21 protein-coding genes and 1 pseudogene are annotated in these 25,200 nt (G+C 73.0%); 17 read left to right on the plus strand and 5 right to left on the minus strand.

What is annotated here, in order from left to right; all coding sequences use genetic code 11:
* Nucleotides 1–351: 351 nt before the first annotated feature.
* From ACIP93_RS09165 to holA, 3 genes are all read left to right on the plus strand, one after another.
* A complete protein-coding gene (locus ACIP93_RS09165) occupies nt 352–1,251 on the plus strand; it encodes a YceI family protein (protein WP_401757055.1) in 900 nt (299 codons plus the stop codon).
* A 71-nt stretch (nt 1,252–1,322) separates the two neighbouring features.
* Entirely contained in the window at nt 1,323–1,568 is a 246-nt protein-coding gene (locus ACIP93_RS09170) for a hypothetical protein (protein ID WP_401757057.1), read from the plus strand.
* 48 nt (nt 1,569–1,616) lie between these two features.
* Nucleotides 1,617–2,612 carry a DNA polymerase III subunit delta gene (gene holA / locus ACIP93_RS09175; RefSeq protein ID WP_345223079.1) on the plus strand — a complete coding sequence of 332 codons (996 nt, stop codon included), beginning with the start codon at nt 1,617–1,619 and terminating at the stop codon, nt 2,610–2,612.
* Nucleotides 2,613–2,897: 285 nt separating this feature from the next.
* On the opposite strand, the gene rpsT is transcribed toward holA, so the two are convergent.
* A complete protein-coding gene (gene rpsT / locus ACIP93_RS09180) occupies nt 2,898–3,164 on the minus strand; it encodes a 30S ribosomal protein S20 (protein ID WP_345223083.1) in 267 nt (88 codons plus the stop codon).
* Nucleotides 3,165–3,413: 249 nt separating this feature from the next.
* On the opposite strand from rpsT, the gene lepA reads away from it, so the two are divergent.
* Together lepA and ACIP93_RS09190 are read left to right on the plus strand one after the other, a co-directional pair.
* Nucleotides 3,414–5,282, plus strand: coding sequence for a translation elongation factor 4 (gene lepA, locus ACIP93_RS09185; RefSeq protein ID WP_345223085.1), 1,869 nt, complete (start codon nt 3,414–3,416; stop codon nt 5,280–5,282).
* Nucleotides 5,283–5,746: 464 nt separating this feature from the next.
* Nucleotides 5,747–7,636 (plus strand): AMP-binding protein, encoded by a 1,890-nt coding sequence (locus ACIP93_RS09190; RefSeq protein WP_345223087.1) that lies wholly within the window; start codon nt 5,747–5,749, stop codon nt 7,634–7,636.
* A gap of 31 nt (nt 7,637–7,667) precedes the next feature.
* Here ACIP93_RS09190 and ACIP93_RS09195 read toward each other — a convergent pair whose 3' ends face one another.
* Nucleotides 7,668–8,252, minus strand: a complete 585-nt coding sequence (locus tag ACIP93_RS09195) for a two-component system response regulator (protein ID WP_401757060.1) — start codon at nt 8,250–8,252, stop codon at nt 7,668–7,670.
* A gap of 503 nt (nt 8,253–8,755) precedes the next feature.
* On the opposite strand from ACIP93_RS09195, the gene ACIP93_RS09200 reads away from it, so the two are divergent.
* Nucleotides 8,756–10,702 carry a SpoIIE family protein phosphatase gene (locus ACIP93_RS09200; RefSeq protein WP_401757062.1) on the plus strand — a complete coding sequence of 649 codons (1,947 nt, stop codon included), beginning with the start codon at nt 8,756–8,758 and terminating at the stop codon, nt 10,700–10,702.
* Between the two features lie 53 nt (nt 10,703–10,755).
* A complete protein-coding gene (gene hemW / locus ACIP93_RS09205) occupies nt 10,756–11,988 on the plus strand; it encodes a radical SAM family heme chaperone HemW (RefSeq protein ID WP_401757064.1) in 1,233 nt (410 codons plus the stop codon).
* Between the two features lie 115 nt (nt 11,989–12,103).
* On the opposite strand, the gene ACIP93_RS09210 is transcribed toward hemW, so the two are convergent.
* Nucleotides 12,104–12,931 (minus strand): DUF3097 domain-containing protein, encoded by an 828-nt coding sequence (locus ACIP93_RS09210; protein WP_401757066.1) that lies wholly within the window; start codon nt 12,929–12,931, stop codon nt 12,104–12,106.
* Nucleotides 12,932–12,941: 10 nt separating this feature from the next.
* Nucleotides 12,942–13,697: an MBL fold metallo-hydrolase gene (locus ACIP93_RS09215; RefSeq protein WP_401757068.1), complete on the minus strand. Its 756-nt coding sequence runs from the start codon at nt 13,695–13,697 to the stop codon at nt 12,942–12,944.
* Between the two features lie 172 nt (nt 13,698–13,869).
* Between ACIP93_RS09215 and hrcA the strand changes: the two genes are divergently transcribed.
* From hrcA to ACIP93_RS09260, 9 genes are all read left to right on the plus strand, one after another.
* Complete coding sequence (gene hrcA, locus ACIP93_RS09220; protein ID WP_189827661.1) at nt 13,870–14,886, plus strand: heat-inducible transcriptional repressor HrcA; 1,017 nt, start codon at nt 13,870–13,872, stop codon at nt 14,884–14,886.
* Nucleotides 14,887–16,026: a molecular chaperone DnaJ gene (dnaJ, locus tag ACIP93_RS09225; protein ID WP_401757070.1), complete on the plus strand. Its 1,140-nt coding sequence runs from the start codon at nt 14,887–14,889 to the stop codon at nt 16,024–16,026. It abuts the gene before it with no gap.
* Nucleotides 16,027–16,118: 92 nt separating this feature from the next.
* Nucleotides 16,119–17,216, plus strand: coding sequence for a nitronate monooxygenase (locus tag ACIP93_RS09230; protein ID WP_380837028.1), 1,098 nt, complete (start codon nt 16,119–16,121; stop codon nt 17,214–17,216).
* Nucleotides 17,213–17,956, plus strand: coding sequence for a 16S rRNA (uracil(1498)-N(3))-methyltransferase (locus tag ACIP93_RS09235; protein WP_345223101.1), 744 nt, complete (start codon nt 17,213–17,215; stop codon nt 17,954–17,956). The genes ACIP93_RS09230 and ACIP93_RS09235 overlap by 4 nt, the downstream gene beginning before the upstream one ends.
* Nucleotides 17,957–18,065: 109 nt before the next feature.
* Nucleotides 18,066–18,458 carry a VOC family protein gene (locus ACIP93_RS09240; RefSeq protein ID WP_345223102.1) on the plus strand — a complete coding sequence of 131 codons (393 nt, stop codon included), beginning with the start codon at nt 18,066–18,068 and terminating at the stop codon, nt 18,456–18,458.
* 44 nt (nt 18,459–18,502) lie between these two features.
* Entirely contained in the window at nt 18,503–19,150 is a 648-nt protein-coding gene (locus tag ACIP93_RS09245) for a hypothetical protein (protein WP_401757073.1), read from the plus strand.
* Between the two features lie 194 nt (nt 19,151–19,344).
* Complete coding sequence (locus ACIP93_RS09250) at nt 19,345–20,301, plus strand: AAA family ATPase (protein WP_345223107.1); 957 nt, start codon at nt 19,345–19,347, stop codon at nt 20,299–20,301.
* A 350-nt stretch (nt 20,302–20,651) separates the two neighbouring features.
* The gene (locus ACIP93_RS09255) at nt 20,652–21,011 is read left to right on the plus strand and encodes a histidine triad nucleotide-binding protein (protein WP_345223109.1); all 360 of its coding nucleotides are present in this window, start codon (nt 20,652–20,654) and stop codon (nt 21,009–21,011) included.
* A gap of 5 nt (nt 21,012–21,016) precedes the next feature.
* Nucleotides 21,017–21,922: a ribonuclease Z gene (locus ACIP93_RS09260; RefSeq protein WP_345223110.1), complete on the plus strand. Its 906-nt coding sequence runs from the start codon at nt 21,017–21,019 to the stop codon at nt 21,920–21,922.
* A 342-nt stretch (nt 21,923–22,264) separates the two neighbouring features.
* Here ACIP93_RS09260 and ACIP93_RS09265 read toward each other — a convergent pair.
* Nucleotides 22,265–23,617: pseudogene (locus tag ACIP93_RS09265) on the minus strand (MFS transporter); the annotation flags it as partial.
* 406 nt (nt 23,618–24,023) lie between these two features.
* On the opposite strand from ACIP93_RS09265, the gene ACIP93_RS09270 reads away from it, so the two are divergent.
* Nucleotides 24,024–25,139, plus strand: a complete 1,116-nt coding sequence (locus ACIP93_RS09270; RefSeq protein ID WP_380837026.1) for a carbohydrate kinase family protein — start codon at nt 24,024–24,026, stop codon at nt 25,137–25,139.
* Nucleotides 25,140–25,200: the final 61 nt, after the last annotated feature.

A 25,200-nucleotide genomic window follows, 5' to 3' on the forward strand; every position in this document is an offset into this window, starting at 1 on the left:
GGGCCGGGGTGGGGCTGTGCCCTGCGGGTGGGGGGGGGGCGGTGTGGTCGGGTGTCGTCCGGCAGGGGGGCCGCCGCCGCACCCCTGGTCCGGGGGGCGCCCGTCTCCGCATCGTCGGGTGGGCCCTCGCACTCCTCCGGGTCACGGGCGGTGAGCAGCGCGTCCGGCCGAGCGGAGTGCTCAATTCGGACGTCGGGGGCACCAGCCACCATCTCCGTACCGAGCCCCTCGTTTGCCTCGAACACCCCAGGGGTGATCGAATGCCCTTCCATCAAAGGGTCGCCATTTCCGACGGTTCGTCGTGCTTCGTCGCGTCCCTGCAGCAACGAATCGCACGGGGGTGCGCACACCATGATCTCCCGCTGGCTCGGCCGACGTACGAGCTCCGCAGGCCACGCCAATCCGCTCTCCGGACTCTCCGTCCCCTCCTCCGCCGGCGTCCTCACCTGCCGGGTCCTCGACCCGGTCAACGAGCCCGTGCGGCAGGCCGAATTCGTCGTCACCGACAGTGCCGGGCGCCGCATCGTGGGCGGTGAGACCGACCCGTACGGCACTCTCGTGGCGGCCGTCCCGGCCGGCGAGTACCGACTCGCCGTCACCGCCGAAGGCTTCACTCCCTACCGCGGCAGCGCCACCGTCACCGAGAGCGGGCACTCCGGCCTCGGGGACGTCACGCTCCAGGTCGCCACCCCGCCGCAGCTCCCCGACCCGGGCGAGTGGGAGATCGACCTGATGCACTCCCAGATCAGCTTCTCCGCCCGGCACATCGGCCTGGCACGCATCCGCGGCCGGTTCAACACCTTCGCGGGCGCCGTGCGCATCGGCGAGCGCATGGAGCACTCGGCCATGCACGTCGTCATCGACGCGGCGTCCATCGACACCAACGTCAAGATGCGTGACGACCACCTGCGCTCCAAGGACTTCTTCGACGTCGCGAACTATCCGACGATGGAGTTCTACAGCGACCGTTTCGTGCACCGGGGCGGCAACCGCTGGGCCGTGTCCGGCCCGCTCACCCTGCACGGCGTCAGCCGTACCGTCACCCTCGACAGTCAGTACCTGGGCACGGGCAACGGCATCCAGGGCGAGACCCGCGCCGCCGTGCACTCCACCGCCGAACTGCACCGCGAGGACTTCACCCTCACCTGGCAGACGATGCTCGGCCACGGCATCGCCGCCATCGGCTCCTCCATCGCCGTCGAGCTGGACATCCAGATCATCCCCAAGGGAACGGGCGCCGCACCCTCCTGAACAGGTCATTCGGTAGCCCCGGGCATCCACATCGGTGTCCTCGGTCCTGCCGCGTACCGGACAATGGGCACGTGAGCGATGGACGACATGTTTTGGTGCTGCCGGACCGGGACGCCGCCGAGGAGGTGGCCCAGGAGCTCCCCGACCGTTTCGGGACGGTGGAGGAGCCGCAGCTCGTGCGGGACGCGCTGGCGGGCGAGGACGACGCCGAGGACGCGCAGTGGCTGGTGGTGGTCGAGGACCCCGAGGAACGCCTCGACCCCGCCGCGCTGGACGCGTTGGCCGCAGCGTACGAGGGGTGGCTGGAAGCCCCGTAGACGGCACCCGGCGGGCACTGTCGGTGCCCCGTGGGATGCTTGACCGCGATGGCCACCAGGAAGAATTCGACCGACGATCCGCTCGCCCCCGTCACCCTCGCCGTGGGGCAGGAGGACCTGCTGCTCGACCGTGCCGTGCAGCAGGTCGTGGCGGCGGCCCGCGCCGCCGACGCCGACACCGACGTGCGCGACCTCACCCCCGACAAGCTGGAGCCCGGCACCCTCGCCGAGCTGACCAGCCCCTCGCTCTTCTCCGAGCGCAAGGTCGTCGTCGTACGCAACGCACAGGACCTCTCCGCCGACACGATCAAGGACGTCAAGGCGTACCTGGGCGCTCCCGCCGAAGAGATCACCCTCGTTCTGCTGCACGCCGGCGGCGCCAAGGGCAAGGGCCTGCTCGACGCGGCCCGCAAGGCGGGCGCCCGCGAGGTGGCCTGCCCCAAGACCACCAAGCCGGCCGAGCGTCTGTCGTTCGTACGGTCGGAATTCAAGGCGCTCGGCCGCTCGGCCACGCCCGAGGCCTGCCAGGCGCTCGTCGACTCCGTCGGCAGTGACCTGCGCGAACTCGCCAGCGCCGTGTCCCAGCTGGTCGCGGACGTCGAGGGGACCATCGACGAGGCGATCGTCGGCCGGTACTACACGGGCCGCGCCGAGGCCTCCAGCTTCACCGTCGCCGACCGCGCGGTCGAGGGCCGGGCCGCGGAGGCCCTGGAGGCCCTGCGCTGGTCGCTGTCGACGGGCGTCGCTCCCGTGCTGATCACCAGCGCCCTCGCACAGGCCGTACGGGCCATCGGCAAGCTCGCCTCCGCCCCGCGCGGGGCCCGCCCGGGAGATCTGGCGCGGGACCTGGGCATGCCCCCCTGGAAGATCGACCGGGTCCGCCAGCAGATGCGCGGCTGGTCCGCGGACGGCGTGGCGACGGCCCTGCGCGCGGTCGCCGATGCCGACGCGGGCGTCAAGGGCGGCGGGGACGACCCCGAGTACGCCCTGGAGAAGGCCGTGGTGGCCGTGTCCCGGGCGGCGAGGTCGCGAGGCGGTCGCTGAACGGCTGCCGTAGCCGTCGGCGGGCGCTGGAGGGCGCCGCCAGGAGGGCGCAGCCGCTGCTGACGCTCCACGCGTACGGAGCGACACAAGGAAGGGAAAACACCGGAACCCCGGTCCTCGTCCTGGGGAAGGACGAGGACCGGGGTTCCGGTTCACGCTGTTTCCACCGCGCCCGCGTGGCGAACGCGTTCGGTGCGCGGCGGGGGTGCCGGGTCAGGAGCGGTAGAGAGGGTCCGCTGGGTCCTGACGCCGACGGTGTACTGCAGGTACCTCAGAGACGATTGCTCAGCCCTGCAGGGCGTTCACCTTGGAGGCCAGCGCCGACTTCTTGTTGGCGGCGGCGTTCTTGTGGAGGACACCCTTGCTGGCGGCCTTGTCGAGCGCGCGGCAGGCGTCGCGAACGGCCAGCGTGGCCTTCTCGACGTCACCGGCGACGACGGCCTCACGGGCCTTGCGCACGGCGGTCTTGACCGAGGACTTGACGGCCTTGTTGCGCAGGCGCGCCTTCTCGTTGGTCTTGTTCCGCTTGATCTGGGACTTGATGTTCGCCACGAAAGAGCCTTTACAGGTTCGGTTGAATCTCAATGTGCGCGTCCCGTCACCCACAAGGGTCACGAGACACAGCTGCCCAGGCTACCAGTCGCCCCACGACCGGCCCAAACCGGCCGCAGGCCCCCGCACGTGGGACCATGGGAAGACTTCACAACTTCCGGACCGAGACGAGAACGACGCACGCGCGCGCACGGCGCACACCGCCGCGACGCATCCGCAGTGCCGTCTTCTCAAGAATCAGGACCCTGCGTGCCCGCGACTCCTCTCCACGTGCCCGAGCCGAGCCGTACCGACCCGGCACTGCTCCGAAACTTCTGCATCATCGCGCACATCGACCACGGCAAGTCGACGCTTGCCGACCGGATGCTCCAGCTGACCGGCGTGGTCGACCAGCGGCAGATGCGTGCCCAGTACCTCGACCGCATGGACATCGAGCGCGAGCGCGGCATCACCATCAAGTCCCAGGCGGTACGACTGCCCTGGGCGCCCGGTGAGGGCGAGGGCAAGGGCAAGACCCACATCCTCAACATGATCGACACCCCGGGCCACGTCGACTTCACCTACGAGGTCTCCCGCTCGCTGGCCGCCTGCGAGGGCACGATCCTGCTGGTCGACGCGGCACAGGGCATCGAGGCGCAGACGCTGGCGAACCTCTACCTGGCGATGGAGAACGACCTCGCGATCGTTCCCGTGCTCAACAAGATCGACCTTCCGGCCGCCCAACCGGAGAAGTTCTCCGAGGAGCTCGCCAACCTCATCGGCTGTCAGCCGGAGGACGTGCTGAAGGTCTCCGCGAAGACCGGCGTCGGCGTGGACGCGCTGCTCGACCGGGTCGTGCGCGACGTGCCGGCCCCGGTCGGCGTCAAGGACGCCCCGGCCCGCGCGATGATCTTCGACTCGGTCTACGACTCGTACCGCGGCGTCGTCACCTACGTCCGTGTCGTCGACGGCCAGCTCAACAAGCGCGAGCGCATCAAGATGATGTCGACCGGCGCCACCCACGAACTCCTGGAGATCGGCGTCTCCTCGCCCGAGATGACGTCCTCCGACGGTCTCGGTGTCGGCGAGGTCGGCTACATCATCACCGGTGTGAAGGACGTCCGGCAGTCCAAGGTCGGTGACACCATCACCTCCCTGAACAAGGGGGCGACCGAGGCGCTCGGCGGCTACAAGGACCCGAAGCCGATGGTCTTCTCCGGTCTGTACCCGCTCGACGGCTCCGAGTACCCGGACCTGCGGGAGGCCCTCGACAAGCTGCAGCTCAACGACGCCGCCCTGGTGTACGAGCCGGAGACCTCCGCGGCGCTCGGCTTCGGTTTCCGCGTCGGCTTCCTGGGCCTGCTGCACCTGGACGTGATCCGCGAGCGCCTGGAGCGCGAGTTCGGCCTCGACCTCATCGCGACCGCGCCGAACGTGGTGTACCGCGTCGTCATGGAGGACCGCAGCGAGCACACGGTCACCAACCCGAGCGAGTTCCCCGAGGGCAAGATCTCGGACGTCTTCGAGCCGGTCGTACGGGCCACCATCCTGGCCCCCAGCGAGTTCATCGGCGCGATCATGGAGCTCTGCCAGACCCGCCGCGGCACGCTCATCGGCATGGACTACCTCTCCGAGGACCGCGTCGAGATCCGCTACACGCTCCCCCTCGCGGAGATCGTCTTCGACTTCTTCGACCAGTTGAAGTCCAAGACCCGCGGTTACGCGTCGCTGGACTACGAGCCGACCGGCGAGCAGTCCGCCGCTCTCGTCAAGGTCGACATCCTGCTGCACGGCGACAAGGTCGACGCCTTCTCCGCCGTCACGCACAAGGACGCCGCCTACGCGTACGGCGTGCGGCTCGTCGCCAAGCTGCGCGAGCTCATCCCCCGCCAGGCCTTCGAGGTGCCCATCCAGGCGGCCATCGGCTCCCGGGTCATCGCCCGCGAGACCATCCGCGCCATCCGCAAGGACGTCCTCGCCAAGTGCTACGGCGGTGACATCTCCCGCAAGCGCAAGCTCCTGGAGAAGCAGAAGGAGGGCAAGAAGCGCATGAAGATGGTCGGCAGCGTCGAGGTGCCGCAGGAGGCCTTCATCGCTGTGCTCTCCAGCGACGATTCCGGCGGCAAGGCCAAGAAGTAACACTTCCGCCGCGCCGCGTGAGAAAGCGCCCGTCCGTTCCACGGACGGGCGCTTTCTGCATTGATGGGCGCGAAAAAAACCTTTACGGACACTTATGTGATTCCCAAAAGGGACCGGGGAAATGTTTGTCGGACGCTTCCGCTTCCGTCCCGGACACCGCAGCGGGGGCCGCCGCGGTTGTCGCCGGTTCCGCGACAGACCCGGGCGGGCCCGCCGATTCGGACACGCCGGTGAGCCGAGAACGCCGCCGACGCGCGTGTCGACGCGGAGGCCGACGCCGTCCCGCCGCCAGCGCCGGGCCGGGCCGGGGGTCAAGCCGGCGCCGTGCGGGCCGTTATCAAAAGGAGGGCTCGGAGGCTCTTACGCACCAGGCCCATGCGCTCTAGTCTGATCACTGATCGTTTGTTACTCGCCAGTTAAATACCAGCCAGTCGCGCAGCAATGCCGTGGGCCCGGAGGACGTCGTGAGCGACACACAGACCATGATCGAGAACCGGCCGCCGTCCGTCGCGGCCCTCTTCGTCGAGCGCGTGGCCGCCACGCCCGACACCGAGGCCTACCGGTATCCGGTACCGCCGTCGAGCGGCCGCGGTCCTGACGAGTGGCGCTCGCTGAGCTGGGGGCAGGCCGCCCAGCGGGTGTACGCGATCGGCGCGGGCCTCATCGAGCTGGGCGTCAGGCCCGAGGAGCGTGTCGCTCTCGCCTGCAACACGCGCGTCGAGTGGATCCTCGCCGACCTCGGCGTGATGTGCGCCGGAGCTGCCACCACCACGGTCTATCCCTCCACCAACGCCGAGGAGTCGGCGTACATCCTCGCGGACTCCGAGAGCCGGATCCTGATCGCCGAAGACGCCGCCCAGCTCGCGAAGGCCCGTGAGAAGCGTTCGGAGCTGCCGAATCTGGCGCACGTCGTCGTCGTGAACACCGAGGACGCCACGGCCGTCGACGGCGACCCCGAGGGCTGGGTGCTCTCACTCGCCGACCTGGAGGCCCGCGGCGCGGCGTACCTGGAGAAGAACCCGGAGGCGGTCAAGGAACGCGTCGCGGCCATCACCGCGGAGCAGCTCGCCACCCTCATCTACACCTCCGGCACCACCGGCCGCCCCAAGGGCGTACGGCTGCCGCACGACTGCTGGTCGTACATGGCGAAGGCGACGATCGCCACCGGTCTGATCACCAAGGACGACGTCCAGTACCTGTGGCTGCCGCTGGCGCACGTCTTCGGCAAGGTGCTGACCTCCGGACAGATCGAGGTCGGGCACGTCACCGCCGTCGACGGCCGCATCGACAAGATCATCGAGAATCTTCCGGTCGTGCAGCCGACGTACATGGCCGCCGTGCCGCGCATTTTCGAGAAGGTCTACAACGGCGTCGCCTCCAAGGCGCGGGCCGGCGGCGGGGCGAAGTACAAGATCTTCCAGTGGGCGGCGGGCGTCGCCCGTGAGTACGCGAAGGTGACGCAGGACAACTTCCGGCGCACCGGGCAGGCCACCGCGCCGTTCGCGCTGAACGCCAAGCACAAGGTCGCCGACACCCTGGTCTACTCGAAGATCCGTGAGGCGTTCGGCGGACGGCTGCGTGCCTGTGTCTCCGGTTCGGCGGCGCTCGCCCCCGACATCGGCTACTTCTTCTCCGGCGCCGGCATCCACATCCTGGAGGGGTACGGGCTCACCGAGTCCAGCGCCGCCAGCTTCGTGAACCCCGGCGAGGCGTACCGCACCGGCACCGTCGGCAAGCCGCTCCCCGGCACCGAGGTCCGCATCGCCGAGGACGGGGAGATCCTGCTGCGCGGCCCCGGCATCATGCAGGGCTACCACGGGCTGCCGGAGAAGACGGCGGAGGTCCTGGAGTCCGACGGCTGGTTCCACACCGGCGACATCGGCGAACTCTCGCCGGACGGCTATCTGCGGATCACCGACCGCAAGAAGGACCTCATCAAGACCTCCGGCGGCAAGTACGTCTCGCCCGCCGAGGTCGAGGGACAGTTCAAGGCGGTCTGCCCGTACGTCTCCAACATCCTGGTGCACGGCGCCGACCGGAACTTCTGCACGGCGCTCATCTCGCTCGACGAGCCGACGATCCTCGCCTGGGCGCAGGAGCAGGGCCTCAAGGCGACGTCGTACGCGGAGGTCGTCGCCGCCCCCGAGACCCGGAATCTCGTCGAGGGGTACGTCAAGGAACTCAACGAGGGTCTGCAGCGCTGGCAGACCATCAAGAAGTTCCGGCTGCTGCCGCGCGACCTGGACGTCGAGAACGGCGAGCTGACACCCAGCCTGAAGCTGAAGCGTCCGGTCGTGGAGCGCGAGTACAAGCACCTGATCGACGAGATGTACGCGGGGTCCCGCGAGGTCTGAACCCCGTTCGGCACGGAGATGCGTGGTGACCTTAAGCGCTGTGGTCGCGACGCATCTCCGTCAGGGTCTCCCGCATCCGGGCCACCTGGTTCCGCAGCGGCGACGCGGTGTCCGGGCACTCCTGCTCGACCTGTTCGCCGATCCGCGCCAACTGTCCGGCGAGGATTTCGAACTGACGGCGCTCCTGGGCGAGCAGCCGCTCCAGCTGACGGTTCTTGCGGTGCAGTTCCAGGAAGACGTTGACCTTGGCACGCAGCACCCACGGGTCGAACGGTTTCGTCAGGAAGTCGGCGGCACCGGTGGCGTAACCCCGGAAGGCGTAACCGGAATCGTTCTCCGTGCCGGTCAGGAAGATGATCGGGACGTCCTTCGTCTGGTCGAGCCGTTTGATGTGGGACGCCGTCTCGAAGCCGTCCATGCCGGGCATGCGTACGTCCAGCAGAACCACGGCGAACTTCTGGCGCAGGAGCGCCTTCATCGCCTCCTCGCCGGAACGGGCCCGCACCAGGGGTTCGTTCAGTGCGCCGAGGACCGCCTCCAGCGCGATGAGGTTGTCCTCCATGTCGTCCACGAGCAGGATGCCGGCGCGTTCGGTCCGCAGTGCCTCAGTGGTCATCGTCTACTCGCCTCACAGCGTCGGTGATGGGCCGGCCGGTTCCCGTGGGGCGTCGGCCTGCTTCGGGATGTCGGGGGCCGTCGAACGCGGCGCGGACGCGGGTGACGCGTTTCAGCAGCGGGAGGAGTGCTGGGTCCGGCGGAAGCGCCCGCCTGCGTCTGCGGCAGCCGCACCCCTGAGTCACCGTCCCGCGGAGCGGCTGTCACGGCGGGCCGGGGGCGCGGGGTGCGGGAGTGCGCCCGGTCCTCACCGGCGTGGCGCACCGCGTGCCCGCCCTCGGCGCAGGGGACACCGGCGCTGGTGGCGGCGCGTGTCGGGGCACGGTCGACCGAGCGGGCAACAGCGCGTGGGACTGCACGGGCTTCGTTCATTGCGGCCGACTTCGGTGACTCGGTGCTTATGGGCAGGCTCAGTCTGTCACCCTGTGGTTGTCGTGAGCGGCGCATTACGGCAACCGATCAGCCGTGGGCGGCGCGCTGCGACAAGCGACTCAGGAGCGCATCGTGACATCCATTCCGACGCAGCGGGACGCCGAACCCCCTGCGACAGCCCCGTGGGCCGGGAGGTACGAAATCCAGCCCTACGCCCGCACCAGCCTGCCCGGCAACCCACTCGCCCCGTCCGCCGCCCGGAAGTTCCTGCGCGCTGCGATCGTCGACTGGTCCGGCACCCCCCTGCTGCCGGCCGACGAGAACTTCGCCGGCCGGCTCGCCGACGACGCCTGCCTCGTCGTCAACGAACTCGTCACCAACGCGGTGGTGCACGCCGGCACCACCGTGGAGCTGCTCTGCCGCGTCGAGCCCGCACGCGCCACCGGCGAGGCCGCCGCCCTCGTCATCGAGGTCTCCGACCACCACCCCGCCCGTGTCGTGCGCAACGAACCGCAGCGGCACGACCGCAGCGCCGCCCCCGAGTACGGCAGGGGGCTGCATCTCGTCGCGGGGCTCGCCGAGAGCTGGGGCGTCACCTACCGCACCGGACTCAAGACCGTCTGGGCCGCCCTCCCGCTGGAGGGCTGGCAGCCCTCCCCGGTGGACGGTCCGGCGTTCACGCCCGCCGATCTCACCTCCCCGGCCGCCCACCAGGCCCTCCAGCGGGGGCTGCGGGCCGCGGAGATCCTCGCCCCGCTGCCCCGGCGGCAGGCCCGTGACGAGGACCCCGACTGGATCAACCGGGGGGCCCTGTCGTTCCTCGCCGAGGCCTCCGACCTGCTGGCCGGGCAGTTCGACCAGGACATGGTGGTGGCGCTCGCCGCCCAGCTCCTGGTGCCCCGGCTCGCCGACTGGTGTGCCGTGTGGCTCGACCCGGAGGGCGGCGGACCCTCCGCGGAACCCCGCCTGGCCCGGGTCTGGCACGCGCGCGAGGCGTGCATGGAGGAGCTGCGCACGCTGCTGGAGAAGGAGCCGCCCCGGCTGCCGGACTCGGCGCGCGGCGGTCCGGTCGCGCTTCCCTGGCCCGGCACCGGCGAGGGCTTCTCGGGCGCCGGGGCGGTGCTCGCCTGCCGCATGGTCGTCGGCGGGCGCAGGGTCGGCGTTCTGATGCTCGGCAGGGCGGGAATGCTGCGCATCCCCGACGAGGTCACCGGGCTCATCGAGGACTTCGTCCGCCGTGTCGCCCTCGCCGTGGGAGCCGCCCGCCGCTACACCCAGCAGGCCACCATCTCGCACGTGCTGCAGCGCGCCCTGCTGCCCAGCCAGGTCGCCCAGATCCCCGGGATCACCAGTGCGCTCGTCTACGAGCCGCGCGGCGAGGGCGTCGCGGGGGGCGACTTCTACGACATCTTCCACGCCGCCGACGGACGCTGGTGCTTCGCGCTCGGCGACGTACAGGGCAACGGCCCGGAGGCCGCGGTGGTCACCGGCCTGGTGCGCCCCTGGCTGCGGCTGCTCGCCCGCGAGGGCTACCAGGTGGCGGAGGTGCTGGACCGGCTCAACAGGCTGCTGCTGGACGACGCGACGGAGTCGGCGGACGCCGCCGCCCGGCTGGTCGCCGCCGCCGGGGGACAGGAACTCCCCGACGGGCCGCAGGCACGTTTCCTGTCGATGCTGTACGGAGAGCTGGAGCCGCTGCCGGAGGCCGACGGCGGCGGTGTGCGCTGCACGGTCTCCAGCGCCGGGCATCCGTTGCCGCTGGTGCTGCGACCGGACGGGGAGGTCCGGACGGCCGGCCGGCCCGGAGTGCTGCTCGGCGTCCTCGACGACGCGACGTACGAGAGCGAGACGTTCGTCCTGACACGGGGGGAGACCCTGCTGAGCGTCACCGACGGGGTGACCGAGCGCCGCCGCGGCAGGGCGATGTTCGACGACGGCGAGGGCGTCGCCGCGGAGCTCGCCCGGTGCGCGGGACTGTCCGCGCAGGGGGTGGCGGAGCGGATCACCAGGGCGGTGCACTCCTTCGCGGACGAGCCGCCCGACGACGACCTCGCGCTGCTGGTGCTGCGCGCCGAGTAGCCCGCCGGGCGGCCGCGGGACGGGAAGGCGCGCGGAGGGCGGACAATGGGGGCATGCCTTCCGTACTGCCTGATGGTGAGCCCATGCCCGAGGACGGGGCGCTGCCTCCCGACGCGCTGCGGAACGCGGGGGAGCGGCCCCTCGGTTTCTACCTGCACGTGCCGTACTGCGCGACCCGCTGCGGCTACTGCGACTTCAACACCTACACGGCGACCGAGCTGCGCGGTTCGGGCGGCGCGCTCGCCTCCCGGGACAACTACGCGGCGACGCTGACCGAGGAGGTGCGGCTGGCGCGCAAGGTCCTCAGCGACGACCCGCGCCCGGTGCGCACGGTGTTCGTGGGCGGCGGCACGCCGACCCTGCTGCCCGCTGCCGACCTCGTCACGATGCTGGGGGCGATCCGCGAGGAGTTCGGCCTCGCCGACGACTGCGAGGTCACCACCGAGGCGAACCCGGAGTCGGTGAACCCCGCCTACCTGGCCGAACTGCGCGAGGGCGGCTTCAACCGGGTCTCCTTCGGCATGCAGAGCGCCCGACAGCACGTCCTGAGGATCCTGGACCGCACGCACACCCCCGGACGGCCCGAGGCGTGTGTCGCCGAGGCGCGGGCGGCCGGGTTCGACCACGTCAACCTGGACCTGATCTACGGCACCCCGGGGGAGTCCGACGCCGACTGGCAGGCCTCCCTGGACGCGGCGATCGGCGCGGGCCCCGACCACGTGAGCGCGTACGCCCTGATCGTCGAGGAGGGCACCCAGCTCGCCCGGCGCATCCGCCGCGGCGAGGTCCCGATGACCGACGACGACGTGCACGCCGACCGCTACCTGATGACGGAGCGGGCGCTCGCCGCCGCCGGGTACTCCTGGTACGAGGTGTCCAACTGGGCCACCTCCCGGGCGGGCCGCTGCCTGCACAATGAGCTGTACTGGCGCGGCGCCGACTGGTGGGGCGCCGGACCCGGTGCGCACAGCCACGTCGGCGGGGTCCGCTGGTGGAACGTGAAGCACCCCGGCGCCTACGCGCAGGCGCTGGGCGACGGGAAGTCCCCCGGCGCCGGACGCGAGGTGCTCTCCGACGAGGACCGCAGGGTCGAGCGCATCCTCCTGGAACTGCGCCTCGTGGAGGGCTGCGAGCTGTCCCTGCTGAAGCCCGCCGGGCTGGCCGCCGCCGAGAAGGCGGTAAGGGACGGCCTCCTGGACGACGGTCCTTACACCGAGGGCCGCGCGGTCCTCACCCTGCGCGGCAGGCTGCTGGCCGACGCCGTGGTGCGGGACCTCGTGGACTGAGCCGGGGGCGCCCCCGGTGCCTGACACACCCCCCGGTGCCTGACACACCCCCCGGCGCCGGACACGCCCCCCGGCGCCCCGGCACCGGGTGCCGCCCTCAGCGGTCCTGCGGCGCTCAGTCGTCCTCCGGGGCCGTCACAAAGTCGATGAGTTCCTCGACGCGCCCCAGCAGCTCCGGCTGGAGGTCCTTGTACGTACGCACCCGCCCCAGGATGTGCTGCCAGGCCGCCCCGGTGTTCTCCGGCCAGCCCAGCGCCCGGCACACGCCCGTCTTCCAGTCCTGGCCGCGCGGAACCCGGGGCCAGCCGGGGATGCCCACCGACGACGGCTTCACGGCCTCCCAGACGTCGATGTACGGGTGCCCGACGACCAGGACGTCCGCGTCCGTCACCCGGGCGGCGATCCGGGACTCCTTCGAGCCCGGCACCAGGTGGTCGACCAGGACGCCCAGCCGGGCGTCCGGGCCCGGGGCGAAGTCGGCCACGATCGCGGGCAGGTCGTCGATGCCCTCCAGGTACTCGACGACGACGCCCTCGACGCGCAGGTCGTCGCCCCACACCCGCTCCACCAGCTCCGCGTCGTGCCGCCCCTCCACGTAGATGCGCCCCGCCCGCGCCACGCGCGCGCGGGCGTTCGCGACGGCGACCGACCCGGAGGCGGTACGGGCGGGACGCACCGGACCGGCACCGGAGGACGGGCGCACCAGCGTCACGGGCGTCCCCTCGTGGAGGAAGCCCGCCGGGGTCATCGGGAACACCCGGTGCTTGCCGAAGCGGTCCTCCAGGGTGACCGTCGGCCCCTGCGCCGTCTTCTCGGTACGGACGACCGCACCGCAGAAGCCCGTCGACACCTCCTCCACCACCAGGTCGTACTCGGCGGCCAGTTCGGGGACGGGCTTCGGCTTCTTCCACGGCGGCGTGAAGTCCGGGCTGTAACTGCGCATGCCGCCGACGCTACGACACCGGCCGCGCGACCGGTCGGGAGACCCCGAAACGGCGCGCCAGCGCGTCCCGTTGCGCCCGTACGAACGCCGCGTCCACCACGGCCCCGTGCCCCGGCACGTACACGGCGTCCTCGCCGCCCAAAGCCAGCAGCCGGTCCAACGCCTCGGGCCACCGCCCGCCGACCGCGTCGTGGCCCGCCTGCGGCTCCCCGGACTCCTCCACCAGATCCCCGCAGAAGACGACCCCGGGGCCGCCCCGGAGGCCCGGTACGAGGGCCACCAGGTCGTGCCCGCTGTGCGCGGGCCCCAGGTTGGCGAACAGGACACCGCGCCCGCTGCCCAGGTCGAGGGTGCGTTCGTCGGACACCAGGTGCCGCGGGGCGCGCAGCAGCTCCGCGGCCTCGACGGCGGCGTCGTGCGGCACCCCCTGCCGGGCCGCGTCGTCGGCGAGCGCGTCGCGCTGCGTGGTCAGCAGGACGTCCATGCCGGACGCGGCGAAGACCTCGACGCCGGCGAACGCCCCGGTGCCCAGGACGTGGTCGAAGTGCGGGTGGCCGAGAGCGACGTGCGTCACTCTGCGGCCCAGGAGGGCCTCGGCCTGCGTCCGTACCTCCGCGCCCTCCCGCAGCGAGGAGCCCGTGTCGTACAGCAGGGCCCCCCGGGCCCCCGCCACCAGGCCGATCGTGGCGTCCCAGCCGGGCATCCGCCGCCTGCCGACCCCCGGAGCGAGACGTTCCCAGCCTGCCTCTTCCCATCGCATGTCCATACCGTGACGCTAGCGTGAGCAGCCGCCCTTGCCCGGACCGGACCGCGCCGCCGTACACTGACCCGGGGAATCGCTGGCACTCGCACACGGTGAGTGCCAAGCGGGACACCGGGGCACAAGCTCCACATGTCCGATCGGCACCAGGGAACATCACGGCTTGGAGGTGTGCGCGATGCTCAGTGAACGCAGACTTGAAGTGCTGCGCGCCATCGTCCAGGACTACGTCGGCACGGAGGAGCCCGTCGGCTCCAAGGCCCTCACCGAGCGTCACCAGCTCGGGGTCTCCCCGGCCACCGTGCGCAACGACATGGCGGCCCTGGAGGACGAGGGGTTCATCGCCCAGCCGCACACCAGCGCCGGGCGCATCCCCACCGACAAGGGGTACCGGCTGTTCGTCGACCGGCTGGCCGGGGTCAAGCCCCTGTCGACGCCGGAGCGGCGTGCCATCCAGAACTTCCTGGACGCCTCCGTGGACCTGGACGACGTCGTCGCCCGCACCGTGCGGCTGCTCGCGCAGCTGACCCGGCAGGTGGCGGTCGTGCAGTACCCGTCGCTGACGCGCTCCACGGTGCGCCATGTGGAACTTCTCTCACTGGCCCCGGCCCGGCTGATGCTGGTGCTGATCACCGACACCGGCCGCGTCGAGCAGCGGATGATCGACTGCCCGGCGCCGTTCGGCGAGACCTCCCTCGCGGACCTGCGGGCCCGGCTCAACAGCCGGGTCGTGGGCCGCAGGTTCGCCGACGTGCCGCAGTTGGTGCAGGACCTCCCCGAGTCGTTCGAGCCGGAGGACAGGGGAACCGTCTCGACGGTGCTCGCGACTCTCCTTGAGACACTGGTGGAGGAGACCGAGGAACGGCTGATGATCGGCGGCACCGCCAATCTCACCCGCTTCGGCCACGACTTCCCGCTCACCATCCGCCCCGTACTGGAGGCGCTGGAGGAGCAGGTGGTACTGCTGAAGCTGCTCGGCGAGGCCACCGAGTCCGGCATGACGGTGCGCATCGGGCACGAGAACGCCCATGAAGGACTCAGTTCAACGTCCGTGGTCGCAGTCGGCTACGGTTCGGGCGACGAGGCAGTCGCCAAACTAGGCGTGGTCGGACCGACCCGCATGGACTACCCCGGAACGATGGGAGCGGTACGCGCAGTGGCACGTTACGTCGGACAGATCCTGGCGGAGTCGTAAGTGGCCACGGACTACTACGCCGTACTCGGCGTGCGCCGCGACGCTTCCCAGGACGAAATCAAGAAGGCGTTCCGGCGCCTCGCCCGTGAGCTCCACCCGGACGTCAATCCGGACCCGAAGACCCAGGAGCGCTTCAAGGAGATCAACGCCGCCTACGAGGTGTTGTCGGACCCGCAGAAGAAGCAGGTCTACGACCTCGGCGGCGACCCGCTGTCGGCCTCCGGCGGCGGCGGTGCCGCGGGCGGCTTCGGCCAGGGCGGTTTCGGGAACTTCTCCGACATCATGGACGCCTTCTTCGGCACGGCGTCGCAGCGCGGCCCGCGCTCGCGCACCCGCCGCGGCCAGGACGCCATGATCCGCCTGGAGATCGACCTCAACGAGGCGGCCTTCGGCACCACCAAGGAGATCCAGGTCGACACCGCCGTCGTCTGCACCACGTGCAGCGGCGAGGGCGCGGCCCCCGGCACCTCCGCGCAGACCTGCGACATGTGCCGCGGGCGCGGTGAGGTCTCGCAGGTCACCCGGTCCTTCCTCGGCCAGGTCATGACCTCGCGCCCCTGCCCGCAGTGCCAGGGCTTCGGCACGGTCGTGCCGACGCCGTGCCCGGAGTGCGCCGGCGACGGCCGCGTCCGCTCCCGTCGCACCCTGACGGTGAAGATCCCGGCCGGTGTCGACAACGGCACCCGCATCCAGCTCGCGGGCGAGGGCGAGGTCGGCCCCGGCGGCGGCCCCGCCGGCGACCTGTACGTGGAGATCCACGAGCAGCCGCACCCCACCTTCCAGCGGCGCGGCGACGACCTGCACTGCACGGTCACCATCCCGATGACGGCGGGCGCCCTCGGCACCAAGGTGCCGCTGGAGACGCTCGACGGGGTCGAGGAGATCGACATCCGTCCCGGTACGCAGTCGGGCCAGTCGGTGCCGCTGCACGGGCGCGGCGTGACGCACCTGCGCGGCGGCGGGCGCGGTGACCTCATCGTGCACGTCGAGGTGCTGACGCCGTCGAAGCTGGACCCGCAGCAGGAGGACCTGCTGCGCCAGCTCGCGAAGCTGCGCGGCGAGGAACGGCCGCAGGGCCAGTTCCAGCCGGGGCAGCAGGGACTGTTCTCGCGGCTGAAGGACGCCTTCAACGGCCGCTGAGCCGGTGGGTGGCGGAACGGGGCCGGGCCTGGCGGCCCGGCCCCGTTCCTGTTCGATTCGGCGGGTCGGCCGTGTCGTGAAACGATGCGGGCATGTCTGTTGAGACCCGGGTGGTGCCCGCGCTGGGAGAGCTGTGCCGGCGCGGAATCGTGGCCGCGCCCATGGCCGGCGGGGTGTCCCGCCCCGAGCTGGCCGCGGCCGTGTCGGACGCGGGCGGGCTCGGCTTCCTCGCCGCCGGGTACAAGACCGCCGACGGAACGTACGAGGAGATCAAGCAGCTCCGTGCGCTGACCTCGAAGCCGTTCGGCGTCAACCTGTTCATGCCGCAGGCCGCCGCCGATCCGGCGGCCGTCGACCTGTACCGGCAGCAGCTCGCGAGCGAGAGCGCCTGGTACGAGACGCCGATCGCCGAGCAGGACGACCACGGCACCGACGACGGGTACGAGGCCAAGCTGGCGCTCCTGGTCGACGACCCGGTGCCGGTGGTGTCCTTCACCTTCGGCTGCCCCTCCCGGGACGAGCTCGACGCGCTGGCGCACGTCGGGACGTACACGATCGTCACGGTCACCACCCCGGAGGAGGCGCAGGCCGCCGAGTGGGCGGGCGCGGACGCCGTGTGCGTGCAGGGCATCGAGGCCGGCGGCCACCAGGGCACCCACCGGGACGACCCGCAGACCGACGGCAGCGGGGGCCTGGGGCTGCTGTCGCTGGTGACGCAGGTCCGCGAGACCGTGCAGTTGCCGGTGGTCGCCGCGGGAGGGCTGATGCGCGGGGCGCAGATCGCCGCCGTGCGGGCCGCCGGGGCGGACGCGGCACAGCTCGGCACGGCGTTCCTCGCGTGCCCCGAGTCCGGTGCGCACGCCCTGCACAAGAACGCCCTGAAGAACCCTCTGTTCGTACGGACCGAACTCACCCGCGCGTTCTCCGGCCGGCCCGCGCGCGGGCTGGTGAACCGTTTCATGCGCGAGCACGGGCGGTACGCGCCCTCCGCCTACCCGGAGGTGCACTACCTGACCGCCGGGCTGCGGCAGGCCGCCGCACGGGTGGGGGACGCCCAGGGCATGGCGCTGTGGGCGGGGCAGGGCCACCGGCTGGCGAGGGACCTGCCCGCCGGGCGGCTGGTGCAGGTGCTGTCGGCCGAGGCGGACGCGGCGTGGACGGAGATGGCTTTGAGGAGGTCGACGTCATGACGGCGCCGGTGTTCGTGGTGGAGGACGTGCCCGAGGGCGGCCAGTACGTCCTGGCGGGCCCCGAGGGGCGTCACGCGGTGTCCGTGCGGCGGCTGACGGCGGGGGAGGACGTCGTCCTCGCCGACGGGCGCGGGCGCGGCGCCGAGGCCGTCGTGGTGGCCGCGGAGGGCAAGGACCGGCTCGTCGTGGAGGTCGTCGGGACCGTCGTCGAGGAGGAGCCCCGGCCGCGCATCACCGTCGTGCAGGCACTCCCCAAGGGCGACCGCGGCGAGCTGGCGGTGGAGACGATGACCGAGACCGGTGTGGACGCCGTCGTGCCGTGGCAGGCGGCGCGCTGCATCACCCAGTGGAAGGGCGAGCGGGGCGCGAAGTCCCTCGCCAAGTGGCGGGCCACCGCGCGGGAGGCCGGGAAGCAGTCGCGCAGGCTCCGCTTCCCGGAGATCGCCGACGCCATGAGCACCAAGCAGGTGGGCGCACTTCTGGCCACCGCCGACTTCGCCGCCGTCCTGCACGAGGACCGCGACGCCGACAGCGCCGCGCTGGCGCTCGCGGAGCTGCCCGCGGAGGGTTCCCTCGTGCTGGTGGTCGGTCCCGAGGGCGGGGTCTCGCCGCAGGAGCTGGAACTGTTCGCGCGGGCGGGGGCGGGAACGTACCGGCTGGGCCGCAGCGTGCTGCGGACGAGCACGGCGGGCACGGCGGCCACCGCGCTGCTGCTGGGACGCACCGGACGGTGGTCCTGACCCCGGCGCCGGAGCCGGGCGCCCGCCCGCGGGCACGGGTGCCGGGGACCGGGCCGCGGCCGGATCGCGCGGAAGACCACGGATGTCACTCGCACCGAGGGAGAGCGCCATGGAACTCGCACAGGTGAGGCTGCTGGTCACCGACTTCGCCGCCTGTTACCGCTTCTACGGCGAGGTGCTGGGGCTCCGGGCCCAGTCCGGGTTCGTGGACGGGCCGTACGAGAAGTTCTCCCCGTCGACCGGGTCGGCGGGCATCGCGCTCCAGGACCGCGCGGTGATGGCCGGCCTGCTGGGCGAGGTCGCCGGGCAGCCCGCGGGGCACCGGTCGTTCGTGGTGCTGCGGGTGGACGACCTCGACCGGTACTGCGCGGAGATCACCGCGCGCGGTGCGGTGCTGGTGCACGGGCCGGCGCCGCTGACGGAGCGCATGCGGGCGGCCCACCTGGAGGATCCCGAGGGGAACCTGGTCGAGCTCCAGGAGTGGCTGCTGCTCGGCGGCTGAAACGCGCCTGTCCTTCGCACCGGGGCGGTGGGAGGCTGCCGGACATGGGGGCACGGAGGCGAGCACGGCACAGGCGCGTCCTCGCGGCGGCGGTCCTCGCCGGTGCGACGGCGGCGGGCGCGGCCGCCTGCGAACCCGGCGGCGAAGGCGGCCCGAGTTCCTTCGCGGTGGCGCTGACCACCGACCGGGCCGGCACGCGTGCGCTGGAGCGCGCCGGCTTCGACGTCAGTTGGCTGACCTGTACGTCCACGGTCGGCGGCGGTGCGCGGGGGAGTGCGCTCCCCTCGGTCCGGCCGTCCCCGGCGACGGCGTCCGGCGTCGCCTCCGTGGCGTGCGAGGGGCAGACCAAGGACGGCGAGGAGATCCGCGTCGCCGGGAGGGTCACCGAGGAGCGCGACGGCCGTTGCGTACGGGGCGACCTGGCCGCCGAGGTCGGCGGGCGCACCGTGTTCCGGGTGAGCGTGCTCGGCGACTGCGGAGCCCGGCCCACCACCCGCCCGCCCACCTGGAGCCCGCCCCCGGAGCCCACCGTGCGCCCCACCAGGACGGTCACCGCCACCGCCACCCGGCCCGCCCCCGCCCCCTCGCCCGACCCGCCCGCCCCCCGGCCCACCGTCACGGTGACCGTGACCGTCGGCCCCGCCCCCGCGCCGGACCCCGCACCCACGTGCGGTTGTCCCCCCGGCAAGTGAGCACGCGCGACGGGGACGGCGGCGTACGAGCGGACCCGGCAGGCCCGGCGGACCCGGCAGGCCCGACGGGCCCGGGAGCGGCGCACGAGGCCGCCTCCCGCATACCTACGCGGCGGCGGCCCGCCGAATTAGGTGTACGGATCTCCGGACCGCAGGGGCGCGCGCCCTCTCCGGGCCCGGCCAGAGTGGGTCCCATGCCCCCCGCACACGGCCTTCCCGTCCCCCGGCTCCCCCGCGAGCCGTCCCTCGACGAGCTGCTCGACGTGCTCGCGGACACCCGGCTGGTGACCCTCACCGGTCCCGCCGGGGTCGGCAAGACGCACCTCGCCGCCCGCATCGCCGAGACCGTCACCGACCTCCCCGTGCACCGGGCCGACCTCTCGGACTGCGCGGACAACGCCCTCGTTCCGCAGACCGTCGCCGCGGCGCTCCACGCGGGCACCGCACCCGGCAGCGGCACCGACCCCATGGAGGCGGTGCTGCGGCTGCTGGCGGGACGGCGCGGCCTGCTCGTGCTGGACACCTGCGAGCACGTCCGGGCGGGCTGCGCCTATCTGGTGGGCAGGCTGCACGACGCGTGCCCGGGGCTCCAGATCCTGGTGACCAGCCGCGGCGCGGTCGGCGTGCCCGGTGAGTACCGGGTGCCGCTGCGGCCGCTGTCGCGCGAGCACACCGTGGAACTCCTGCGGGAGAAGGCGGCGGTGCAGGGGGTGGACCTGCCGGTGTTCTGGACCCGGTTGCTCGCCGAGCGCCTCGACGGCGACCCGCTGAGCGTCCTGCTGGCCGCCCGCACCCTGGGGAACAACACCACGCCGCAGCAGCTCTACGGCAGCCTGTGCGAGCCGGGGGCGCGGTTCGGGGTGCTGATACACGGACCCAAGCAGCCGGCCAGGCACCGCACCCTGTTGCGGGCGATCGCGTGGAGCCACGACCTGTGCGGGCGGGCGGAGCGGCTGCTGTGGGCCAAGTTGTCGGCGTTCACCGGCAACTTCACCGCGCAGCAGGTGGAGACGGTGTTCGCGGACGGCGGCGAACTCGACGCGCTGGTCGAGGCGTCGGTGGTGCTGCCGGAGGAGGACGGCACCTACCGGCTGCCGTTGGCGCACCGGGAGTACGGGCAACTGCTGCTGGCGGGGCTGGGCAGGCCGTAACGCCGCCGCCGGTGCCGTGGACCCGCCCGGGCGCGGGCCGCGCGCGGCCGTCGTGCTCGCGGAGAGGCCGCCGTCGGACGGGCCGCCGTCGGACGGGCCGTGTGGTGCGTGTCGTGCGCGGCCGTGAGGCGTACGGGAGGGGTCCTGGCACTTCCGGTACGGCGCGGGGCCCCCGGACGACGGGCGGGGCGTGCCCGGGACGGGGCGGTTCCCGGTGCGGGGCGCCCGGTGCGGGCCGTCCCCCCCCCGCCGGGCCGCGTCCCGTGTGCGGGCCGTGACGCGGCAGGTCGGGAGCGGGAGCGGGCCGATAGCATGCGCCGTGTCCGATCACCCTCTTCCAGGAGGTTTCCATGCCCGGTGAACCGCAGGCGGACTGCCTGTTCTGCAAGATCGTCGCGAAGGAGATCCCCGCCACCGTCGTCCGCGAGAGCGAGACCACCCTCGCCTTCCGCGACATCAACCCGCAGGCGCCCACGCACGTCCTGGTGATCCCCAAGGCGCACCACCCGGACGCGGCGTCGCTGGCCGCCGCCGATCCGCAGGCAGCCGCCGACGTGCTGCGCGAGGCCGGCGAGGTCGCCTTCGCGGAGGGCGTCGCCGAGAGCGGCCACCGGATCGTCTTCAACACCGGTTCCGGCGCCGGCCAGACCGTCTTCCACGCGCACGCGCACGTCCTGGGCGGGCGCGGCCTCACCTGGCCGCCCGGATAGCCGTCGTGTCCGCCCGCGAACTGGTCGTCCTCGGCACTGCCAGCCAGGTCCCCACCCGCCGCCGCAACCACAACGGCTACCTCCTGCGCTGGGACGCCGAGGGACTCCTCTTCGACCCCGGCGAGGGCACGCAGCGGCAGATGCTGCGCGCCGGGGTGGCCGCGCACGACATCGACCGCATCTGTGTCACGCACTTCCACGGCGACCACTCCCTGGGCCTCGCCGGGGTGATCCAGCGCATCAACCTCGACCAGGTCCCGCACCCGGTCACGGCGCACTACCCGGCGAGCGGACAGCACTTCTTCGAGCGGCTGCGGTACTCCACCGCCTACCGGGAGAGCGTCGACATCGCCGAGGCCCCCGTGTCGGCCGACGGGGTCGTGGCCGACACGCCCGGATACACCCTGTCCGCGCACAAGCTGTCGCACCCGGTGGAGAGTTACGGCTACCGGCTGGTCGAGCCGGACGGCCGCCGCATGCTGCCCGAGCGGCTCGCCGCGCACGGCATCGAGGGCCCGGACGTGGGGCGCCTCCAGCGCGACGGCGTGCTGAACGGGGTCACACTCGCCGAGGTGAGCGAGGAACGCCGGGGCCAGCGTTTCGCCTTCGTCATGGACACCCGCCTGTGCGACGGCGTGCACGTGCTCGCCGAGGGCTGCGACATGCTCGTCATCGAGTCGACGTTCCTCGACGAGGACGTGCGCCTGGCCGCCGACCACGGCCACCTGACCGCCGGACAGGCCGCGGGGGCGGCACGGGAGGCAGGCGTACGGCACCTGGTCCTGACGCACTTCTCGCAGCGCTACAGCGATCCGGAGGAGTTCGAGCGCCAGGCCAGGGCAGCGGGTTTCGAAGGGGAACTGACAGTGGCCGACGACCTGATGCGGGTGCCGGTGCCCAAACGGGTGTAGCGACCGGGGCGAGAGGGTGCCGGTGCCCAAGCGGATGTAGCGACCGGGGCGAGAGGGTGCCGGCGGCGTACGGGACGAGGGCGCGTACCGGGGCGGCAGGGCGCCGGAACTCCCTCCTTCCCGCGCGCCGCTACCGCTGACCCCGCGCGCCGCTACCGCCGCGCCCCGACCCCGCGCGGCTCCCGCTCCCGCCCCCGTGGCGCCCGCCCCGGCGCGGTGCGGGCGAACGGCGGGGGGCCCCCCCGGGCCGGCGGGCGGCCCCGGATCACCGCGAGCCCCAGCGCGCGCGGGGCCCCCCCCCCGCCCGGGCCCCCCCCCCCCCCCCCCCCCCCCGGGCGGCCCCCCCCCCCCCCCGCGGGGCGCCCCCCCGGGGGGGGGGGGGGCCCCCGGCGGGCGCGCCCGCCGGGCGAGCGGCCGCAGCGAGATCTCCGCGACCTCCTGCTCCGCCGCGCCCACCTGCGGCACCTGGCCGGCGGGCGCGCCCGTGGTGCCCGCCAGGACGGCCGCCGGGGCCCCGCCCCTGCGCCGTACCGCACCGGCGACCAGCGGACGGCCGCCGGTGTGCAGCGCCACCAGCGTCATCGGCACCGCCGTCAGCAGCAGGACGCAGCCCAGCACGAGCCCCATGGCAGGGAAGCCCGCCCGCGCCGACAGGACGCTGCCCGCCACCGGACCGCACGCCACGCCCAGCGAGGACGCCGACCCCGCGAACACCGCCCAGCGGCCGCGCGGATCCATCGAGGCGGCCAGCCCGATCAGGTACGACAGCACCACCGGGTAGACCGCGTTCCACAGGATCTCGCCCGCCGCGAAGGAACCGGCGCCGGTCGCCGACGCGCTCAGCGCCACGCACAGCGCGATGAACGCCGTACCGGCGCCCACCGGCACCGCACGCCCCAGCCGCGACCCGAGCGCGCCGGCGGCGGTGACGCCGAGCAGTCCGGCGCCCAGGGCCGCCGCGAACACCGCGCCGGCGCTCACCTCGGTGAGACCCGCCTGCACGGTGGCGATGCGGTTGCTGACGCCCCACAGGGCGTTCTGGCACATCGACCAGCACAGCATCGCCGCGGCCAGCACCAGGCCCGCCCCGCGGTGCGGCAGCCGGGTCGCGGCCGCGGCCGCCGCGAGAGGCGACGTCGTGGCGCCCGCCGCCGCGTCCGGCCGGCCCGCCAGACGTCCCGCGGCGGGCCACACCAGCACGGCGATCAGCGCGAGCGCCGCGAACGGCGGCCGGTGCCCGCCGTCCAGGTGCGGCACCGTCAGGTACAGCACGCCCGCCGTCGCCGACACGCTCAGCAGGCCGAGCACGGACGCCCGGTGCGGGTCGCGCCGGGCCGCCATCCCCGCGGCGGCCACCGCGGTCGCCGTGCCCGAGCCGAAGCCGCCGAGCGCCGCCCCCGCCACCACGGGCACCAGGGAGGACGCCAGGGCCGCGCACCCGTACCCGAGCAGCATCAGCAGCAGCCCCGCGCGGGCCGCCCGGCGCGCCCCGGTCCGCTCCACCCGGGAGGCGAGCGAGAAACCCGCGGTCGCCGAGCACAGCAGCAGGGCGCTGCCCACGAGACCGGCCCCGGCGGGCGTGAGCCCGAGCCCGGAGCCGAGCCGCCCCACCACGGTCGGCAGCAGGTACGCCGCGAGATATCCGGCGGTGAACACGGCGACCAACGGCCACAAAGAGGCACGACGGCACGGCAGGACGGCGCGGGAGCGCGACGAAACGCGAAAGAGCGACGAGACAGCGCGAAGGCGCGGCAGAACAGCGCGAGAGCGCGAAGACACGGGCATTCCTGAAAGAAGACGTGCGTGATGACAGGACGTCATGACGGCCGACCGGCAAAGGGGGTTGAGCGACCGTCGAGGGACAGGAACGCGGCCCAATTCTTATCAAGCGCGCAGACCGCAGGAAAAGGGAAACAGCTCAGTGAGCTGCGACACATTGTGTTTGCGGCCCGGAAGGCCGGGTAAGAGTGGCGCTCTCTCCGCGGTCCAGCGGCTCCGCTGCGTGGGCGCGACGCCCCGCGCACAGAGCCCGCACGGCCCCGCCGGTCGTGCACACTGGCCGCGAAACCGCAGCACACGCACGCACGACGGGGAGCGCACAGTGAGCACGCACATCCACCACGGCGACCAGGATCCCGCCCGGCGGGTCGACCCGCTCGACGGCCTGCGCGACCCCGGCGGACCCGAGTGCGACGTGTTCCTCACCGGCACGGTGTTCCTGGACATCATCTTCACCGGTCTCGACAGCGCCCCCGTGCGCGGCACCGAGTCCTGGGCGCGCGGCATGGGCTCCAGCCCCGGCGGCGTCGCCAACATGGCCACCGCCCTCGCCCGCCTGGGCCTGCACACCTCCCTCGCGGCGGCCTTCGGCGACGACCACTACGGCGAGTACTGCTGGGACGCGCTCGCCGACGGCGAGGGCATCGACCTCGGCATGTCGCGCACCGTCCCCGGCTGGCACTCCCCGGTCACCGTCTCCATGGCGTACGAGGGCGAGCGCACGATGGTCTCGCACGGCCACGAGGCGCCCCCGCCCGGCGGCTCCGCGCCCTTCCCGTCCTGCCCGCCCCGCGCGCGGGCCGCCATCGCGTCCCTGACGCCGGGCCGGCGCGAGGAGTGGACCGCCTCCGCCGCCCGGCGCGGTGCGAAGATCTTCGCCGACGTCGGCTGGGACGACACCGGCCGCTGGGACCTGTCCGCGCTCGCCGGCCTGGAGCACTGCGAGGCCTTCCTCCCCAACGCCGAGGAGGCCATGCGCTACACCCGCACCGACTGCCCGCGCCGGGCCGCCCACCGGCTGGCCGAGAAGGTGCCCCTGGCGGTCGTCACCCTGGGGCCGGACGGCGCGTACGCGGTGGACGGGTCGACCGGCGAGAGCGCCGAGGTGCCCGCCATCGCCGTCGAGGCGCTGGACCCGACCGGCGCGGGCGACGTCTTCGTCGCCGGATTCGTCACCGGCACCCTCGCGGACTGGCCGCTCGCCGACCGGCTCGCCTTCGCCGGGCTGACCGCGGCGCTCTCCGTGCAGGAGTTCGGCGGGTCGCTGTCCGCGCCGGGCTGGTCGGAGATCGGCGCGTGGTGGCGGCAGGTGCGCGGATACGAGGCGCAGGACCAGCAGGCGCTGCGCCGGTACGCCTTCCTGGAGGACCTCCTGCCGGAGCGCGCCCGGCCGTGGCCCCTGCGCCGCGCGGTCCCGACGATCGGCTTCCGGGCCTGAGACCGGAACACATCCGTGCGCGTCCGACGGCGAAACCCCCTGGGTGTTGTCAGCGGTGAGT

The organism is Streptomyces sp. NPDC088745 (assembly GCF_044751045.1).
Taxonomy (GTDB): Bacteria; Actinomycetota; Actinomycetes; order Streptomycetales; family Streptomycetaceae; genus Streptomyces; species Streptomyces cremeus.